Below are 17,349 nucleotides of genomic sequence, written 5' to 3'. Positions count from 1 at the left end.
CGGCTCTGGCTTAAAACGATTCAGGCGGCCGTTGACACGTGATATCAATCGGTCGCGGCGTCAATGGCGGCGGAATCGGTCCGCCCGGCCGCTGAACGTACTGCGTGCTGCGGCCGAGCCATTTCCAGTACGTTTTGTAAGGAGTTGCGGTGAGTTCTGCGGGGCGTACGGGGGATCCTGCGAGCGAGGGCCTGGCCCATGTCGCGGAGTGTCGGCAGATGGTGGAACAGTCGCCTGTGGTGACGGTGGCGGTGGCGGCACTCGCCGCCGCCGACTCTCCGCGGGTGGCCGGTGAGGACAGCGAGTATGTGAGGACGCTCGCGGAGAGCGAGGACGCGTTCCCGCCGATCACGGTCCACCACGACTCGATGCGGGTCATCGACGGGATGCACCGCCTCAGAGCCGCGAAGCTGCGGGGCTGGACGGAGATCGCTGTGAGGTTCTTCGACGGTGAGCGGGCGGATGCCTTCGTGCTCTCCGTCGCGGCGAACACGTCACACGGACTGCCGCTGTCCCGCGCGGACCGGCTCGCGGCCGCGAGCCGTATTCTGGGCTTCCGCCCCGAATGGTCCGACCGTGCGATCGCCACGGTGTCGGGTCTGGCGGCCAAGAAGGTGGCCGAGATTCGCCGTAATGACCCGGGGGAAGGCGGAACGTCCGCGGTCCGCGTGGGTATCGACGGGCGCGCACGGCCTGTGAACTGCGTCCGGGGGCGCGAGTTGGCGGGTGAACTGATCAGGGCCGACCCGGGGGCCTCGTTGCGTCAGATAGCCAAGGCAGCGGGTATTTCGCCGGCCACGGTGGCGGACGTGCGCGACCGTCTGCGTCAGGGACACGACCCTGTGCCCACGAAGTTGCGCACGAGGACGACTCACCAACACCCGCAGAACCAGGCATCCGGAGAGGGCGCGGTGCCACTGCGGCGAAGCCGGCCCTTTTCCGAACTTCTGCCCACCTTCGAAACGCTGTGCAAGGACCCCTCGCTCCGGTTCAGTGAAACGGGCCGCCTCGTCCTGCGGTTGTTCGATTCCTGCGCGGCCGCCACCAAGGAACGGACACGGATTCTCGACAGTCTGCCCGCCCACTGCCGCGAGCCGGTCGCGGAACTTCTGCTGAGTTATGCCGAGATATGGCAGGGCATCGCGGTGCAGTTGGGCGAGGACAACGGTGTCTCGTCCCGTCAGGCGATATGAGGGGGACGGAGGTTCCGATGCGCGTGGACCTGCTCACCCGTGAGTACCCGCCCCATGTGTACGGGGGAGCGGGAGTGCACGTCCAGGCACTGGCCGAGCACCTGCGCAACCTGGTCGACCTGCGGGTCCACTGCTTCGGGCCGGCGGACACAGACCCCTCGATCCAGGCGCATGCTGTGCCGAGCGACCTCGCGACAGCCAATCCCTCCCTCCAGGCACTCGCGGTGAACGCGTCCATGTCGCACATGGTCGCGGGCGCATCCGTGGTGCACAGCCACACCTGGTACACCAACCTCGCCGGCCGACTCGCCCAGCAGCTCCACGGCATACCGCATGTGGTCACCGCGCACAGCCTGGAGCCGCTGCGCCCTTGGAAGGCGGAGCAGTTGGGCGGCGGGTACGAGATCTCCCGCTTCATGGAGCGGGAGGCACTGACGGGTGCGGACAGAATCATCGCGGTGTCCCACGCCATGGCCCGGGACATCACGGAGATCTACCCGGGCGTGGACCCCGAGCGGGTCGTCGTGGTCCACAACGGGGTCGACGCCGACCGCTACGCGCCCGACCTCGGCACGGACGCCCTGGCGGCAGAGGGCATCGACATCAGCCGGCCGACCGTGGTCTGTGTGGCGCGCATCAGTGCCCAGAAGGGCCTGCCGCACTTGCTGCGAGCGGCCCGGCAGTTCGTACCGGGTACCCAGCTGGTGCTGGTCGCCCAATCCACCGACACGGCAGCCCAGGGCGCGCGATTCGCCCGGGCCGTGGAGGGGATGCGGGACAGCGCCGTCGAGGTCCACTGGGTCAGCGGACCCTTCCCCAAACGGGCTCTGATCCAACTCCTGAGTCATGCACGGGTTTTCGTGTGTCCCTCGCTGTACGAACCACTGGGCCTGGTCAATCTGGAAGCCATGGCTTGTGGGACTCCCGTTGTCGCGACGGCGGTCGGGGGCATTCCGGAAGCCGTCGTGGACGGCGAGACCGGGTACCTCGTACCGCTGCGGGCGGCGACGAGACGCGGCGACGGGGTGGACGAGCCGTCCGTCCTGGCCCGAGAGCTGGCCGCCCGGGTGAACGAGCTGCTCAAGGACGAGGCGACGGCGGACCGCATGGGTCGGGCAGGCAGGCTCCGCGTGCTGTCCCACTTCTCCTGGGAGCGGGCCGCACACCTGGTCGCCGACGTCTACCGGGCCGTCGTCTGACGGCCCTTTCCGCCGGCCCGCGCGCGGGCCGAGGTCCCGCGCACCACGTACTCGAGTGCTCTCGTCACACGAGTAGGCGGCGTGTATGCGGGACCCGTACGCTGCTCGGCAGACGGCCCGACGTCAGCTCTGGAGCAGGGTCCGGTGCAGGGTGCTGAGCCGGTCGTCCGGGGCAATGCCCAGCTCTCGGCGGAACGTCGCCACAGCCGTCCGGTAGGCGTCGCTCACCTGGCCCAGCTCGCCGAGCCGGTGATGGGCAAGCATGCGCAACTCCCAGCTGCGGCCACGCAGAGGTGAGACAGCCAGCAGGTCTGACAGGTGGCTCAGTGCCGCATGCGGCTCGCCCAGTCGTATGTGGGCGTCGGCCAGGTCCTCGGCCGCCCGCGTCCGTTCCTCGTCGAGGTGGTTGAGCCATCCGTGGAGGGGGCCGTACCGCGGCACGCCGATGGCGGCCCGGTCGCCGTCCCACAGGGACAGTGCGGTGGCCAACGGCTTGATCGCGTGCGAGATGTCGCCGTCGGCCAAGGCGGCCCGGCCGACGGCCACCTGATCGAGGAACCGCAGGTGATCACAGAAGTCGATCGGGACGTCCAGACGATATCCGCCCGGCACCCCCGCGAGAGTCGCCTTCGCGTCCAGCACGCGGCGCAAGGCACTCACCTGGGTGCGAATGTTGGCGACCGCGGATCTCGGCGGTTCACCGTCCCACAGGCTCTCGGTGATCGTCTCCAGAGATACTCCGCCGTTGGCACGCAGCATGAGTGTCACCAGTAACGCGCGTGTCTTGGTTCCCTTGATGATCGGGGCACCGTCGTGCAGCCGAACCTGTCCTAGTACATGAATCCCCGTTGTATATCCCACACGAGGTCACGATAAGTTGATCTTGAATAGCGCGCAAGCGCTTACCGCTGCCTGGTCCCGCTCGCTCTCCGGCGACTCGATGTCCGCCCGTTCCCTGGCATAAGCGCCTGCGAGGCCGGACAGCCGGAACGTGGGCACGCTCCCTCGGCGGCCCGGGTGCGAGACGCTCAACAGCCGGGCGTCCGTGAGCCGTTCGAGCGCCTCCGCGGCCTCGGCTTCGGGTCGGCCGAGCAGCACGGCGCCGTCGAACCCGGTATAGACACCCGCACCGCTCAGCCCGAGTACGCGAAACATCCGGCGGTCCCCCTCGGCCAGGCGGTGGTAGGCGGGTTCGAAGCAGGAACGTACGCTCAGCGCCCCGTGGGTGAGTTCGGTCAGCAGGCCGGAGCCATCGGTCAGGCGCTGGACCAGATCCCCCACGCTCCAGTGCGGTCGCGCGGCGAGCCTGGCGCCGGCGATGCGCAGGGCGAGCGGCAGGTGGTCGCACAGGCGTGCCACCTCGCGGACCGCCGTCGGCTCCCGGTCCGTCCGGTCGGCGCCGGCGACCCGGCTCAGGAGCAGGACGGCATCGCACGGGCTCATGCGATTGTGCTCCACCCGCGCGTCGAAGGGGATACCGGTGAGCCAGGACCGGCTGGTGACGATGACGCCGCTTTCCGCGTTCCCGGGCAGCAGGTCACGTATCTGCGCCTCGTCCGCGGCGTTGTCGAGGACGACGAGGACACGGCGGCCGTCGAGCCGGTCGCGGAAACACGCGGCCCGCGCGTCGACGCCTTCGGGCAGGGCCGACGCCGGGTGGCCGACCGAGCGAAGCAGCTGGGCGAGCGCCTCCGCGGGCTCCGTCGGGTTCGGACTGCCACCGCCCAGACCGATGTAGAGCTGGCCGTCGGGGAAGGAGGACCGCAGACGCCGGGCCAGATGCACGGCGATCGTGGTCTTCCCGGCCCCGCCCTGGCCCGTGATCGCTGTGACGGCGGCTGTGGCGCGACCGCTTTTCGTCAGTACGTCGGCCACCAACTCCATGTCCTCGCCCGGCACGAAGTCGGCTATTTCGCCGGGAAGTTGGGCAGGCGGGGACCAGCGACTCGGCGCCGCTGCGGCCGACACCCGCACGACTGGCCCGTCGGTATCCGTCGAATGGTGCCGCAGCAGGTTCCAGTGCAGGTCGCGCAGGGTGGCGGCCGGTTCCGTACCGAGTTCTTCCACGAGCGTGGAACGCAGCCTGGCGTACGTGGCGAGAGCCTCGGCCGAGCGGCCCGACGCGTGCAGGGCAGCCATGAGGTGGCCGTGCAGGGTCTCGCGCAGGGGATGCCTCTCGGCCACGGGTTTGAGCACGTTCACCACCTGTGAGTGCGCTCCGAGGGCAAGCAACACCTCAGCCTGCCGTTCCAGGGCGACCAGGCGCAGTTCGGTCAGCCTTCCCGCCTCGGTCACGACGCATTCACTGGCGACGTCGGTGAAGGCCTCGCCCTCCCAGAGGGACAGCGCGCGGTCCAGCAAGGCGGCGGCCGAGTCGAGGAAGCCCTTCTCCTGTTCCCGCATCCCGGCTGTCAGCAGTTGCTCGAATCGCCTGGCGTCACATTCCTCCGGGGTGAGGAGATAAGCGCCGGGCTGGGTCGTGATCACCGTCTGATCGCTCGCCGGGCCGGCCATGGACCGAAAAAGCGATCTGAGGCGCGAAACCCTGACATAGACGGCGTTGGCTCGGTTGACCGGTGGGTTGTGCGGCCATATCGATTCAATGATGTGATCGATGGAAACCGCGCGCCCCGCATGCGCCAGCAATTCCCCCAGAAACGCTCTGTCCATCGCTCCAGCCGGAGTTATCGGCGGTGTTCCACCGTACGAGATCCGCAATGAACCGAGAACACAGAAATGCACGGACGGATCATGCCACGGTGTCGGGAGAACGTCACCAGGTGTGGTTCCGCGCGGTGTTCACGGACTGAGCGGGCCCCGGGTGTTCAACTGCGGCACCGGCGCAGTTGAACAGTTGAACGCCTGGCTTCCCCGTGTCAGACGTCTGGTCGGCCGCTGCCTTGCCCGGGTCCGGAGCCGCCGTTCCAATGAGGGTTCTGCCCGTCATCGTCACCCATTCGCTAGGAACCCGCGTGTCACTGACAGGAAAAGGGGCGGACGGCGACTCCGCCGTGACACTCAGCCCACCCAGCACCCATCGGACCGCCGCGCTGGCACTCCTGGTGAGCAGTCACTTCATGCTCAACGTGGACTCCGCGATCATCGAGGTCGCGTTGCCGACCATCAAAGATGAGCTGGGATTCTCCTTTTCCAGCCTTTCCTGGGTCGCCAACAGCTACATCCTCACCTTTGGCGGTTTCCTGCTCCTGGGCGGCAGACTGGGGGATGTGCTCGGCAGACGTCGGGTGCTCACCGGCGGACTCGTGGCGTTCGCGCTGGCCTCCCTGCTCGGCGGACTCGCCTCCTCACCCGAGGCCATCATCCTGGCCCGTGCCGCCCAGGGCCTTGCCGCAGCCGTCATCTCACCCACCGCGCTGTCCGTGCTGGTCGGGCTCTACCCCGACCGCACAGCCGATGAACGGGCACAACGGCACAAGGCCCTGGGGACGCTGGGCGCGGTAGCGGCGGCCGGTGGCACGGCCGGGTACTTTCTCGGCGGGCTGCTCACCGATGTCGTCGGCTGGGAGGCGACCTTTCTCGTCAACGTACCCGCGGCAGTGGCGGCGGCCTATTTCTCCCGCCGGATCCTGCCGCGGGATTCCGTGAGCAAGGCGGAAACGCACATCGACTTCGTCAGTGCCGCGGGGGTCAGCCTCGGTCTGACCCTGCTCGTGTACGCCTTCGTCGGATCGGATCCGACGAACCTCTTCGCGCCGCGCACCTGGGGACTGGTCCTGCTGTCCCTGGCGCTGTTGTTCACCGTGGTGGTCCGTCAGAACCGAAGCGCCGACCCGCTGTTTCCGCTCCGCATCCTGCGCAGCCGGGAGATCCGAGGGGCGAACGCGGTCGCGGCCCTGGTCAACATGTCTGTCGGCCCGGTCATCTTCTTCCTCAGCCTCTACATCCAACAAGTCCTGGACTTCACACCGTTGGCTGCGGGCATGGCCATCCTGCCCATCGTCGCCGCCGTCACGGTCTCCTCACGCCTGACCGGCCCCCTGCTGGCACGCCTGGGCGCTCGTGCGGTCACGATCGGCGGGCTGTCGCTCTTCACGACCGGTCTGGTGTGGCTCGGGGGAATCTCCGGTGACACCTACTGGGCCGAGGTGCTCGTTCCCGAACTGCTCATCGGCTTCGGCGGCGGGTTCGTGTTCGTCACGTTCACCGTGTGCGGAACCAGCGGGCTCGACGAGCGGGAGACCGGCGCCGCCTCCGGTCTGCTCAGCACGTCCCAGAAGATCGGCAGTGCACTGGGCCTCGCGTTGATGAGCACCGTCGCGGCCACCTTCACCCGGGGTACGGGAGTCGGAGACCTCACAGACGGCTACCGGGCGGCCATGTTCGCCGCCGCCGTCCCCGTGCTGGCCGCGATCGCGGTCAGCAGTCTGTGGTTGCCGGGCCGTGATCGCGCATGAACTCCACGCGGCCCTGAGAACGAGGCGATCGCTCCGCTCCACTCAGCCGCCCGCCGCCGCTCACCGAGGGCTCAGCCGGCGGCGGTTGCCGCCTGGCTCGGGCACCGTCTCGCGTAGCAACCGGTCAAGCACCACGGCCACCCCGTCCTCGTCGTGGTGGGGGGCGATTTCGTCAGCCACGGCCTTGAGCCGCGGATGTCCGTTCGCCATGGCGAACGCGTGACCGGCCCACGTGAGCATCGGGATGTCGTTGGGCATGTCGCCGAACGCGACGACGTCTCGTGGAGCGGCGCCGATGACCGCACAGACCCGGGAGAGGCCGGTGGCCTTGTCGAACCCGGTGGGCAGCAGTTCGACGATGCGGGGGCCGGCGTGCGTCACCCGCAAGCCGGGCGCACAACACACGTCGGCTTCGGCGACCAGTTCGGTGTCGGACAGCGTGTCGTGGCGGAGCAGGACCTTGTCGATGGGGCGGCTCCACAGATCCCCGCTGTGCACCGGAGGCAAGGGAGAGAGCTCTCGCTCGTCTCCCCGGCTGAAGGCCGACGTGGTCAGAAACTCGCCCCGGGGCCCGGATGTGACCACGGCCAGGTGTACGGGGCCGATCCGGGAGGTCAGCCGGGCGACAAACGCCTGCGCGGCTCCTCGGTCCAGTTCGGCATGAGAGAGCAGGACGTCACTGTCCACGTCGTAGATCTGGGCGCCCTGACCGCACACGGCGAGGCCCCGGTATCCGAGGGAGCGGAAGAGGGCGCCACAGCCCGACGCGGGGCGGCCCGTCACGATGATGTGCCGGATGCCCGTCTCGTCCAGGCGGCGCAGCATCGCCCGGGTGTAGGAGGAGACCGTCAGATCACCGCGCAGGAGCGTGCCGTCCAGGTCTGTCGCCACCACCATGGGGCGCCGGCCGGACATCAGGCGGCCCGCTCGCCCAAGCGGGCGTAGACCTGGGCGTACCGCGCCGCTGTTCTGGCCCACGACCAGTTCTGGCGCATCACCCTGGTACGGACCTCGGCCAGTCCGGCGGGGTCGCGTTCCAGCCACTCCAGCGCGTGAAGGACAGTGGATCGTACGGATACGGCAGTGTGTTCGGGGATCAGGAAGCCACCGCCATGGACCGGATCCACCCGCACATCGGTCACGGTGTCGCGGAGCCCGCCGACGGGACTGACCACAGGGAGCGTGCCGTAGCGGTAGGCGATCAGCTGGTTGAGACCGCAGGGCTCCACCCGTGAGGGCATCACGGTGAGGTCGGCCCCGGCATAGGTGAGCCAGGCGATGTCCTGGTCGAAGCGGGGGACATGGGCCAGGTGCTCGGGAGCATCCGCGCTCAGCGCACGTAACCGCTCACTCAGCACACTGTCGGCAGGACCTACGAGCACGAGTTGGAGTCGCCCCTCTCGTACCAGCGGCTCCAGGGCTTCCAGCAGGAGGTCGGTGCCCTTCTCGGGAACCAACCGGGAGCATGCGCCGACCACCGGCACGGAGCCGTCCGCGCGAAGGTCCAGGCGCTTCTGCAGTTCCTGTTTGTTCAGGTGCTTGCCGACCTGCACGGTCGACACGTCGTAGGGGTACGTCGCCCGGTCGATCGCGGAGGGATCCCACAGGTCGTCATCGACGCCGAAGACGATGCCGGTCGGCCGTGTTCGCTCCAGGACGGTTCCGATGGCGCTGCCCCGGGTCTCGGTGAGCAGTTCCTCGACGTATCCACCGCTGCACGTCACCACGGCGTCCGAGGCAAGGAGTGCGGCCAGCAGCAGACTCGGCCGCGCCTGCTCGTGTTGGCGGAGAAGCTCGATCTGGCCGGCGGGGAGACCGAGTTCGGGCAGCTCCTGGGCGCGTACGTCGCCCGAGTAGAGGCCGTTGTGGATGGTGAGAATCTGCGGCAAGGCCGGGAACCGGTCACGCAAGTGGGCCATTGCCGCCCCGGACTGCCAGTCGTTGCCGTGCACCAGGTCGTAGTCCTGGCGGCCGGTGCCCACCCACTCCGCCACACACCAGCCGAAGAAGGCGCCTCGGGCGGCCTCGTCCGTGAACGGGCGGTACTCCTCGTCCCGGTAGATTCCCGGACGGTCGTACCAGGCATCGGCCCGGACCAGAAAGATGTCACCGCTGTGCCGGTGGTCGAGGAGCCGGTGCACCGTGGCGCCGGACCGGATGCCAGTCACCTGCCGTTCGGAAAGGACGGACACTTCCTCGGTCCGCAGACCCAATTGATCCACCAGGCGTGGATAGTAGGGGAGGACCAAATCGTGATGCGTAGCGTGCAGACGATCGAGAGCGGCCGGCAGTGAAGCGCTTGCCAGCCCCAGTCCGCCTTCAGAGAAGAGCGGGGCGTATTCCTGAGTGATGTAGAGGCACTTCATCGATGTGTACTCCGAAGGACCGAGTGAGGCAGGAAATGAGGTGGTGCGAAGAGCAGAATCCTGTGGGGCTCACCAATATCCACGGGCGGCCTTTCAAGGCGCTTGCTGACTCGTTTCGCGATGGCGGCTTGCTGAAAGGTGCCAGCCTGCTCATACAGGCGCCTGGCTGGTTGGTCAAGTCCTTGTCCAACTTGGAAGTCGAACAGCAGCCGGGAGCTGGTGCGGGTTGTCCTGCGGGTAATATGGACTTCCCAAACTCCATGTGCTTGGCGAGTATGGGTCGCAGTGCTACTTAGGTCGGGAGCTGAAGCCATGGCTCGGTTGCGTCTGGCGGACATAGCGAAGAAGGCGGGAGTGAGCGAGGCGAGCGTCTCTCGCGTACTCAACGACAAAAATGGAGTCTCCCACCGAACGCGGCAGGTTGTGCTGGACGCTCTTCAGGAATCCGGAGTGGCGAGCGGCCGATCGGTTGCGCCGGCGGGCCTTATCGCGCTCGTCACTCCCGAGCTGACGAAGACGCTGGTCGCCTCGCTGGTCCAAGAGCTCGAGGAAGCCATTCGGCGGAGTGGATATGTAGCCGCCGTATGTGTTCAAGCGTCCGATACAGTCTTTTCCCAGGAGGCGGTCGATCTGCTTGTCGAGCGCGGAGTGGGAGGTATTATTTTCGTTTCCGGCTGGCCCGGCACGAGCACGCTCTCGGCTGACACACGCGCTGGACTACGAGGGCTCAAGCTTCCCTGCGTCTTTGTCAACGGGCCTGACGGGGCGGGTGATGCTCCGTTCGTCTCTGTCGATCACAACGCCGCGATGCGGATGGCCGTGCAGCATCTCGTCGAACTCGGACACGATCGCATAGGGATGGTCGTTGGGCACCACCGGAATCAGTTATCCGCGCGGAGAAGCGATGGATTCGTTGCCGCATTGGAAGAGGCGCGTTGTCCTGATGCGGCGACTGCGGCGGATCGGGTTCATCACACTCTGCCCACAATCGAAGGCGGTCGTACGGCGGTGGGTGCTCTGCTCGAAAAGGCCTGTACAGGAATCCTGTGTGACAGCGACCTGGCCGCCCTGGGCGTCATCCAGGCACTGAAGGAGCGTGGACTTTCAGTACCCAAGCACATCTCGGTCGTCACTTTCAATGACTCGCCGTTCATGGAATTCACGAGGCCACCGCTCACCGCCGTCCGTCAGCCGGTCGAGTCCATCGCCATGACCGCCATCGCTACCCTTCTGGCGGACGGCGTAAGCAGTACGACTCAGCACCGTGAGTTCATGCTCCAGCCCGAGCTCATCGTTCGGGGGTCAACCTCGGCTCGCTGGCCGAGGCTTGAGGCTGTACTTGCGGAAGGAGCAGGCGCTTAGATGGGTGGAGGTTGCCCGACGGACTTCTTCCGGGTCGTACTGCCTGGCGTCCACCGCAAACACGGTTGGCTGTGCAGGACCTGCCGCTGGTGGCGCGTGGCCATGACCCGGTCGATACCTGAACCTCACCCGCGTAACACGTCATTGGCTGCGACGTCGTTCGGCGGGCTCTGGCACAGATCTTGTGGCGTCGTCGCAGAGCGTCACCGGGCAGGTCGATTCGTGGGTGTGCTCACACCTGTTCCTGGTAGACCCTGATTTCCGTGGGATGGAAGTTGCGGACGATCGTCCAGAATTCGTGAAGCCCGAGGCCGTCGGCCCAGCCGTCGAGTTCCTCGTCCGTGTCGTGGAAGAACCAGGACTCGAAGTGCCCCAGCGCCCGAAGTTGAAGGACGGGTTCGTACCGAAGTTCGCAGTGCAGCTGGATGTAATGATCATGCTCGCCGGAAGCGTCGTTGACCTCGAACTGGCGGGCAAAGTCCAGCGTGAAGGCAGGCGGCCCATCGAAGGCGTGGGTCCCGTACTGGCAGAGCAGGCCATCTGCGTCGGGTGTGTTCGCGGTGTCGAAGCGTTGTGAGCCGAAGCGCACGAACCTCAGCCACATCTCGTCCAAGTCCAGTTCGACGAGAGGCTGTTGTCCAGGGCTCACCTCATGTCGAAGTCGCTCCTGGGCCTGCTCTATGGGCAGTCTCCTCGACATTCCTGTCCTTCGCGGTCTCGAGGGAATCTGAAGTGTCGCGGCGATCTTCTCAGCCCGTCACAGTCGCGGGCGTGACCAGGGTTGGCTGCCGAGCCTGTGGTGAGACGCTACTGGAGCAGGATCATCTTGCGGAGGAGTTCGAATCCGGCATGGCCGTAGAGCTGCCTTTTGATCTTCTTGATGCGGTTCCCGGCACCTTCTGTGCCGCCGGAGCTCCAGTGCACGGTGAGTCCGGCGGTCACGGCTTCGAGATCGGTGGTGAGTCCGTGAGCGAAGCCGGTCACCCCCGGCAGCCGTGCGGCGCGGGCGGTGCTGATCCAGTCCGGCAGGTTGGCACCGGTGCGCTGGGCGAGCATCTGAGCGAAGTCCCGTACGTGTTGGTGGGTTTGATCCAGTTCGGGGCAGGCGTCGAGGACGGCCTTGAGCTGGGTGGTTTCGTCTTCGGTGAGGGTGTCGGGGTGGCGGGTGATCCAGCCGACGACGGTGCGCACGGACGGCGCCGCAGCGGTCGGCGCGGGGGCGTTGGGCCACTCCAAGCGGCTGCGGGCCCAGTCCCGCAGGCTGCTGTAGGGCACTCGGTGGCCTCGCGTGGCGAGTTCCTCGCGCAGGTCCTTGATAGTGATCACGCCGTCGGTGTCGTCGATGCGCCGTTGCAGGTAGGACTGGTGCATGTCGAGGTGGCTGGAACGTTTCGTCGTCCGGTGACCATGTCCTGCCAGCGGACGGCTCGTGCGTATCGCTGGACGGTGTGCCGTCCCCAGCCGAGGTGGCGCGCGATGGCCCGCAGTCCCATTCCTTCGCTCAACAGGCCGTGGACCAAGGCGTGATGGGCCTGCATCCGCTCGGCCCGGCGACCGGCGGGCACCACGGTGACGGGCAGCTCGATTTCACTCTCTGCGGTCCGTGTGTTGGTGGTCGCAGGTTCCGGTGGCGGGGCGGCGGTGCGCAGGCAGTCGCGATGCGCTGCGACGCACTTCTCGACGGCCTGGGTGAGGTTCTGGAGAATGTGGAACCGGTCCGCGACCTGCAGCGCGTCCGGGGCGCCGAGCGCGGCGCCCTCGGCATACGCTCCCGCACGGTCCCTGCAGATCACTTCTACTCCTGGATGCGCCCTCAGCCAGGTCGCAAGCGGCGCGGCCTCGCGGCCGGGCAAGACATCGATGGGGTGGTGGCGTTCACCTTCCGTGATCACGGTGGCATACGAGTGGCCGCGGCGGGTGGCGAAATCGTCGACCCCGATCACCCGCGGCGTGTTGAACTGCGGATCCGGCAAGGTCATCACTCGGCGCAGAAGCGTCATCCGCCCGGCATCAAGGCCCAGTTGGGCCGCCATCCGGGCGCCGGCCCGTCCGGCCAGTGCGAGCCCTATGTGCTCCAGGGGACGGCCGAGCCGGGTGGTGAATCGCGAGTACGGGCAGGTCAGCCACGCGAACGATTCGACGAACGTGCGGCGCGGACATGTCCTTGCGTCACAGACGAAGCGCCGGACCTTCAGCAGGATCACGACGCTCCGCTCACCGAGCGGCAGATCCCGCAGTCTGCGCTGGTAAGAGCCGTGCACGCGCTCTGAGGGGCTGCCGCAGTCAGGGCAGGTCGCGCCCGTCGTGCGGCCTTTGGCCACGATGTCGATCGTCCCGAAGGCGGCGGTCACCTTCTCGACGTCCACCTCGTCGACTCCGTCGAACACGAGCGTCTTCCAGAACAGCGCGTCGGTCTGCATAACCGGCACCGTCACTGGCTGCCGCTGCGAAAAGCGGAGTTCCGCACCGACTTGATGGAGCGTCAGTATCCGTTGTTCGGGGGCACGGCGCACGCGGTCTCACAGGGAAGCAGCTCTCCACATTCGAACACCGTGGTGACACTCTGCGACGACTCCACAAGATCTGTGCCAGAGCCGTTCGGCGGGCCCACCCGGGCGAGTTGAGGCGGCCCCACTTGGGCAGCGGCGGCCTTCGCAGGCTCCGGCAGAGACCGGGATGCCGGCCGGTACCGCTTCGGGCCGTTATGGATCTTCACGAAACGGGGCCGAATGACGACGTCGTAGCCACCCGTACGGATTGGCCGGAGAAGTACCGCCAGGGTCCTACTGCCTCTGAACGCCTGCTATGTGCCCGGAGATGCGCCGCTTCTCCTGCCGGGGAGCGTGGCGCAGGCCGGATGAGTTCGGTCAGGCGCTCTCTTCCGAGTCTCCTGGTTCGGGCCATGGGAAGCCGAGTGCCTCGGCGTGCGAGCGGCTGCCTCCGCTGACCTGTGCGTAGGTCTTCGGGTCCTGCTCGGTGAGTTGCCGCAGCGCCGCGGCAGCCTGATTCTCGGGAGGTGTGCCGTCGTCGGGGAGACTCCAGATGAACTGCAACCAGGGGCCGTCCTTGTCACGCTGCCCGGCGGCAAGGCCTGGCCAGTATGTGAAGGAGATCATGGTCGAGTCCTGATTCTGGAAGTCGGTGCCGATCCAGCCGACCTGGCCGTCCCATCGGGTGAGGAGATCGGGTTGTTCGCGTAGCCCCGCGGCTATCAGGCGGGCGGTGTTTCGAGCCGGCCAGGCCCAGGACCGGTCGTTCTCGGCGCGCTCGATCTCCGTTTCGTAGTCGCCCGCATCGAAGCGGTACTCGGGGAGTTCCGCCCGGGGTTGCCGCGTCGGCGGGCGACGCCAGTCACGCCACACGACCTGGTCACCTTCCCTGCAGATGGTCACGTAGAGCGCGCCGCAGCAGCCCTCGGTGCAGTACGCCTCGGCGAGTTGCACCTCTCGGGGCTCGGCCGCGGCCCGCAGACGGCCGCTGTCGAGAAGGTACTCGGGGGAGTTGGCTGAACCCTTGCCGAATGCTTCGGGTACCAGGGGCCGGCCGTCGATCAACAGCCGTGCCTCGACCGTGTCCAGGTCTGCCGGGTCCCGCACGGTGGCCTCCACCCGGAACCGGGAGACCGTCGCGCGGTGGAAAGGCTGCCGTGCCGCGCGCCGTATCCAATGAACCCGGCGGCGTTCGGCGGGTTCTTCGGGCTCGCTCTCCGCGACGGCTGTCCAGGACTGGTTGCTCAGGACGGCTTCCAGGGCGCGCAGGAGGGCTTCCCTCTGTCCCGGCTGCCAGTCGAGGAGCACGCTGGGGCCACTGTGCAGGTCCAGGGCGACGGACAGCAGGATGGCGTAGTGGTCCAGCGTCGGGGGCAGTTGGGAGGCGCGTGCGACGAACGCGTCGTAGGCGGTGGTGGCCTGTTGGTAGCTGAGGATCTCGGGCTGGTAGTCGCGCAGTCCCGTCATTCGGGAGAGGAGACGTCCGGCCTGGGCCACGACCTGGGTGTCGATCTGCTCCTCGCTGAGAATGTCGGCGAGTTGGACGGCCTTGGCAATCCTGCGGGCGGTGGACGGTCCGACAGCACCTGAGTCGAGAGGGGCATTGATCAGCCATGTGCGGGCCTCGTCGTCATCGCGCGCGGCGATCGCGTCGATCAGGTGGCGCAGTGCACGCTTCTCGGCGTGGTTGGCCAGCCATACCAGGGCTGCTGTCGGGCAGTCGAGGGCGGTGAGCGCGCCGACCACGGGAGTGGCGAGAACCCTCAGCAGGCCGAGAACCTTGAGGTAGGGCACGTCCTCCGGCTCACCGAGGCGAGCCAGGAGCGCGATGCCGACGTTCACGGCCAGGGTGCTGGTGCCGGTGCGCGTCAGATGGCGGCCGAGAGCACGGGCTGCCGCTGTGTCCTCCAGGGGCAGATCAGCCATCGCAGTCTGGACATGACGATCCCGAATGCCCAGTGTGTGCAGCCTGCGGTGGATCTCGTCGGCGGCGCGGGCCGTGTCCGGATCGGACAGCAGGGGAGCGAGGGTCTCCCGCACACCTGCTTCGGCCTCGCGCCAACCCAGCCCTGCGCGCCTTTGCGGCGAGTCAGGCAAGGGGTAGCCACCGTGGGGCAGTCGACCGTCGGGCTTCGACTGGTACAGGCGTAGCGCGTATGCGTACAGGGAGGGCCGAGGGGCGGGGACTCCACCGCCTGCCTGGGCGCTCATCGGGTGGGGTAGGACTCGATTCCATAGGTCATGCTGCGGATCTTGTCACCACTGGTTGGTCGATGGCCAGGGGATTTAGCTGGTCAGGAACGGACCTGAAGGACTGTCTCGGGAACAGCCAACCGGCCACGCTGGAAGGGGCCGTCTCTGGAGTGACCCGCGGGAGACTTACCCGGTACACGTACGAAGAGTCTGTGGGAGGCCCACAATCTCGGTGAGTCTGCTCTTGCCACCTCTGGCGGCCTTCCCGGTGGCCAGCCGGTGGTCGGACGCCTTTGGACGGTGCAGCATCGGGTGGCACGGGTCAACCTGTTGCACGTGCTCTGATCAGGCACAACGTCACTACGTGGCACGGCGAAACACCACGCGACACGATCCCTCACGGTCTCGTAATGCGTAGGTCTCGGGTTCGCCCTGAAGGCCTGGTCGGTCGGCCGGGTCTGGTTCATGACCACGTGAGGGTCGCCGAACTCCAAGTGAGAGTGAGGGCCTCGCCGTTGAGAAGTGTGTCCGCGAAGGCGGCGACCTGCCAGACGACGTCCGTGAAGCGTTCGGGGTAGCTGGTTGCGGCGGGGCCTTGCCGGCGGCGCCAAGCGGTGTAGGAATTCTGGCGGCGCTCGCCGAGGTCGGTGATGGTGGAGCTGAGCGGTTTCAGAGTGATGCCGCGGTGTGTGGCCGTGGCGGTCAGTGCTGTGGTGAGTTCTTGGCCGTCCAGGTTGTTGAGGGTAAGCAAGCGGTAGAGGTCGCCGTAGTCGCGGTCGCGGGTGTTGAGGTCGCCGAGTGAGACGGCGGTGGAGAGTTTTTCGGCGATGACGGTGGCGAGTGGGTAGCCAAGGAGCTGGAAGCTGTCCGTCGTGAGCTGCTGTGGGTAGTCGATGATCCGGGGGCCGGGAGTGACGGGATCCCCGAAGCTGACATCCAGTTGGAGCTTGAGTCGTGCGCGGGCGATGGAGCCGGCCATGGACAGGCGTAGGCCGTGGTACTCGTCCTCCTCGCGGATGGGCACGGTCTTGAGCGTCGCGGGATCGAATACGACTCCGTCGTCGATCTCGGTAGCGGCGATGGCCGCGATCCTGTGGACGATCTCGGTCTCGGTGCCGGGGAACGAGCGGCCGAGGATGTCGATGTCGCGGGTCATCCGGCGGGCGCCGAACTGGGCCAGCAGCAGGCCGCCCTTGAGGACGAAGTGTTCCCGGCCAAGGGGCGATGCGGCCAAGCGGTAGAGGAAGCGTTCGAGGACGTACTCGACCATGATCTCGTCCGTGGACCGGCTGGTGCGGCGGGCCAGGTTGCGCAGGTCGTTGTAGACGCGACCGGCGGCGGTGTCACGCGCGGGGTTGGCCATCAGGCGAGCACCGCCTCAACGGCGGGGCGGATGACGGAGAGAGCACCCAACTCGCGTGCGAATTCCTGGAGTTCGCCGACGTCGCTGCGTCCACCCCGGCGCAGATAGCGGCCGAGTGCGGACAGGGCGAGGGTCTCGCCGATGCGGCTGCGGTGGCGCATCGCGTCGACGACGCTGCGGGCTGCGTTGTACATGGGGATGGTCTCTCCCGGGGCTGCTTCGAACCGTTCGATACCGAGGTCGAAGGTCTTCGCGGCGTACTGCGCCACCACGGTCGGCGGGTAGGAAATCGTCGGGCGGCGTGTACCGCGCGGCACGGCGATGTGTACTGCTGCGGGGATGTCGTCGATCAGTTCATGCAGGGCCAGGGCGGATTCACCGCACACGACGGCGCGAGGGGCCCGTGCGCACACGGCGAGCAGATCCGAGTGCGCCGTCTCCGGGGCGTCTGCCCGCCGGTACACCCCGCGGGACAGTTCGTCTATCTGTGCTTCTGCGACCAAGTGCGCCAGGTCGCGGGGGGAGAGCAGGGCCTGACGCGCCTGCGCCGTCGTGAATGTGTGGGAGAGGCCGACCAGCCGCTGTTCCAGGCGCGAGTTTTCCGCAGCGTCCATGTATCAAATGATACCCCTCGGGTTGACTTAGGGGATCGGTTTGATACGTCCAGTGGCGGATGAGCGGCGTATCCGGTGTTGATCACGTGCTGCGAAACCGCAGGTCAAGAGCTCCTTCCAAGGGTACTTCCCGGGGACTTTCCGCCGCGTAACCA

14 protein-coding genes are annotated in these 17,349 nt (G+C 67.2%); 4 read left to right on the top strand and 10 right to left on the bottom strand.

Annotation, left to right across the window (positions count from 1 at the left end):
* Positions 1–149 precede the first annotated feature (149 nt).
* Both ACH4TV_RS29780 and glgA read left to right on the top strand, forming a co-directional pair.
* Complete coding sequence (locus ACH4TV_RS29780; protein WP_398403407.1) at positions 150–1,193, top strand: ParB/RepB/Spo0J family partition protein; 1,044 nt, start codon at positions 150–152, stop codon at positions 1,191–1,193.
* A gap of 17 nt (positions 1,194–1,210) precedes the next feature.
* Positions 1,211–2,392 (top strand): glycogen synthase, encoded by a 1,182-nt coding sequence (gene glgA, locus ACH4TV_RS29775; RefSeq protein ID WP_398403405.1) that lies wholly within the window; start codon positions 1,211–1,213, stop codon positions 2,390–2,392.
* A gap of 123 nt (positions 2,393–2,515) precedes the next feature.
* Here the strand turns inward: glgA and ACH4TV_RS29770 are convergent, their stop codons facing one another.
* Both ACH4TV_RS29770 and ACH4TV_RS29765 read right to left on the bottom strand, forming a co-directional pair.
* Positions 2,516–3,253 (bottom strand): BTAD domain-containing putative transcriptional regulator, encoded by a 738-nt coding sequence (locus ACH4TV_RS29770; protein WP_398403403.1) that lies wholly within the window; start codon positions 3,251–3,253, stop codon positions 2,516–2,518.
* A gap of 6 nt (positions 3,254–3,259) precedes the next feature.
* Positions 3,260–5,062: a BTAD domain-containing putative transcriptional regulator gene (locus ACH4TV_RS29765; protein ID WP_398403401.1), complete on the bottom strand. Its 1,803-nt coding sequence runs from the start codon at positions 5,060–5,062 to the stop codon at positions 3,260–3,262.
* A gap of 302 nt (positions 5,063–5,364) precedes the next feature.
* Here ACH4TV_RS29765 and ACH4TV_RS29760 point away from each other — a divergent pair, with 302 nt between their 5' ends.
* Positions 5,365–6,807 carry an MFS transporter gene (locus ACH4TV_RS29760; protein WP_398403399.1) on the top strand — a complete coding sequence of 481 codons (1,443 nt, stop codon included), beginning with the start codon at positions 5,365–5,367 and terminating at the stop codon, positions 6,805–6,807.
* A 60-nt stretch (positions 6,808–6,867) separates the two neighbouring features.
* Here the strand turns inward: ACH4TV_RS29760 and ACH4TV_RS29755 are convergent, their stop codons facing one another.
* Complete coding sequence (locus ACH4TV_RS29755) at positions 6,868–7,722, bottom strand: HAD family hydrolase (RefSeq protein ID WP_398403397.1); 855 nt, start codon at positions 7,720–7,722, stop codon at positions 6,868–6,870.
* A complete protein-coding gene (locus ACH4TV_RS29750; RefSeq protein WP_398403395.1) occupies positions 7,722–9,173 on the bottom strand; it encodes a glycogen synthase in 1,452 nt (483 codons plus the stop codon). The genes ACH4TV_RS29755 and ACH4TV_RS29750 overlap by 1 nt, the downstream gene beginning before the upstream one ends.
* Before the next feature lie 312 nt (positions 9,174–9,485).
* On the opposite strand from ACH4TV_RS29750, the gene ACH4TV_RS29745 reads away from it, so the two are divergent.
* Positions 9,486–10,535 carry a LacI family DNA-binding transcriptional regulator gene (locus ACH4TV_RS29745; protein WP_398403393.1) on the top strand — a complete coding sequence of 350 codons (1,050 nt, stop codon included), beginning with the start codon at positions 9,486–9,488 and terminating at the stop codon, positions 10,533–10,535.
* A gap of 232 nt (positions 10,536–10,767) precedes the next feature.
* Here ACH4TV_RS29745 and ACH4TV_RS29740 read toward each other — a convergent pair whose 3' ends face one another.
* The 6 genes from ACH4TV_RS29740 to ACH4TV_RS29715 all read right to left on the bottom strand — a co-directional run bounded on the left by ACH4TV_RS29740 (position 10,768) and on the right by ACH4TV_RS29715 (position 17,194).
* On the bottom strand, positions 10,768–11,235 hold the full coding sequence (locus ACH4TV_RS29740) for a hypothetical protein (RefSeq protein ID WP_398403391.1): 468 nt from the start codon (positions 11,233–11,235) through the stop codon (positions 10,768–10,770).
* 107 nt (positions 11,236–11,342) lie between these two features.
* The gene (locus ACH4TV_RS29735) at positions 11,343–11,906 is read right to left on the bottom strand and encodes a transposase (RefSeq protein WP_398403389.1); all 564 of its coding nucleotides are present in this window, start codon (positions 11,904–11,906) and stop codon (positions 11,343–11,345) included.
* Positions 11,858–12,955: an ISL3 family transposase gene (locus ACH4TV_RS29730; RefSeq protein ID WP_398403388.1), complete on the bottom strand. Its 1,098-nt coding sequence runs from the start codon at positions 12,953–12,955 to the stop codon at positions 11,858–11,860. Before ACH4TV_RS29730 ends, ACH4TV_RS29735 begins: the two co-directional genes overlap by 49 nt.
* A 447-nt stretch (positions 12,956–13,402) precedes the next feature.
* Positions 13,403–15,064 (bottom strand): hypothetical protein, encoded by a 1,662-nt coding sequence (locus tag ACH4TV_RS29725; RefSeq protein ID WP_398403387.1) that lies wholly within the window; start codon positions 15,062–15,064, stop codon positions 13,403–13,405.
* A 616-nt stretch (positions 15,065–15,680) separates the two neighbouring features.
* On the bottom strand, positions 15,681–16,580 hold the full coding sequence (locus ACH4TV_RS29720) for a nucleotidyl transferase AbiEii/AbiGii toxin family protein (RefSeq protein ID WP_398403385.1): 900 nt from the start codon (positions 16,578–16,580) through the stop codon (positions 15,681–15,683).
* A complete protein-coding gene (locus ACH4TV_RS29715) occupies positions 16,580–17,194 on the bottom strand; it encodes a hypothetical protein (protein ID WP_398403383.1) in 615 nt (204 codons plus the stop codon). The genes ACH4TV_RS29720 and ACH4TV_RS29715 overlap by 1 nt, the downstream gene beginning before the upstream one ends.
* Positions 17,195–17,349: the final 155 nt, after the last annotated feature.

Source organism: Streptomyces sp. NPDC020898 (genome assembly GCF_044333925.1).
Classification (GTDB): Bacteria; Actinomycetota; Actinomycetes; order Streptomycetales; family Streptomycetaceae; genus Streptomyces.
Note: the sequence above shows the minus strand (reverse complement) of the source record. Positions and strands in the feature narration are given on the sequence as shown.

What these genes read in the sequence shown, in the direction of transcription:
- glgA (WP_398403405.1), top strand. Translation starts at nt 1,211, where the DNA reads ATGCGCGTGGACCTGCTCACCCGTGAGTACCCGCCCCATGTGTACGGG.
- ACH4TV_RS29745 (WP_398403393.1), top strand. Translation starts at nt 9,486, where the DNA reads ATGGCTCGGTTGCGTCTGGCGGACATAGCGAAGAAGGCGGGAGTGAGC.
- ACH4TV_RS29730 (WP_398403388.1), bottom strand. Translation starts at nt 12,955, where the DNA reads ATGCAGACCGACGCGCTGTTCTGGAAGACGCTCGTGTTCGACGGAGTC.
- ACH4TV_RS29755 (WP_398403397.1), bottom strand. Translation starts at nt 7,722, where the DNA reads ATGTCCGGCCGGCGCCCCATGGTGGTGGCGACAGACCTGGACGGCACG.
- ACH4TV_RS29740 (WP_398403391.1), bottom strand. Translation starts at nt 11,235, where the DNA reads ATGTCGAGGAGACTGCCCATAGAGCAGGCCCAGGAGCGACTTCGACAT.
- ACH4TV_RS29720 (WP_398403385.1), bottom strand. Translation starts at nt 16,580, where the DNA reads ATGGCCAACCCCGCGCGTGACACCGCCGCCGGTCGCGTCTACAACGAC.
- ACH4TV_RS29735 (WP_398403389.1), bottom strand. Translation starts at nt 11,906, where the DNA reads ATGCACCAGTCCTACCTGCAACGGCGCATCGACGACACCGACGGCGTG.
- ACH4TV_RS29715 (WP_398403383.1), bottom strand. Translation starts at nt 17,194, where the DNA reads ATGGACGCTGCGGAAAACTCGCGCCTGGAACAGCGGCTGGTCGGCCTC.
- ACH4TV_RS29765 (WP_398403401.1), bottom strand. Translation starts at nt 5,062, where the DNA reads ATGGACAGAGCGTTTCTGGGGGAATTGCTGGCGCATGCGGGGCGCGCG.
- ACH4TV_RS29750 (WP_398403395.1), bottom strand. Translation starts at nt 9,173, where the DNA reads ATGAAGTGCCTCTACATCACTCAGGAATACGCCCCGCTCTTCTCTGAA.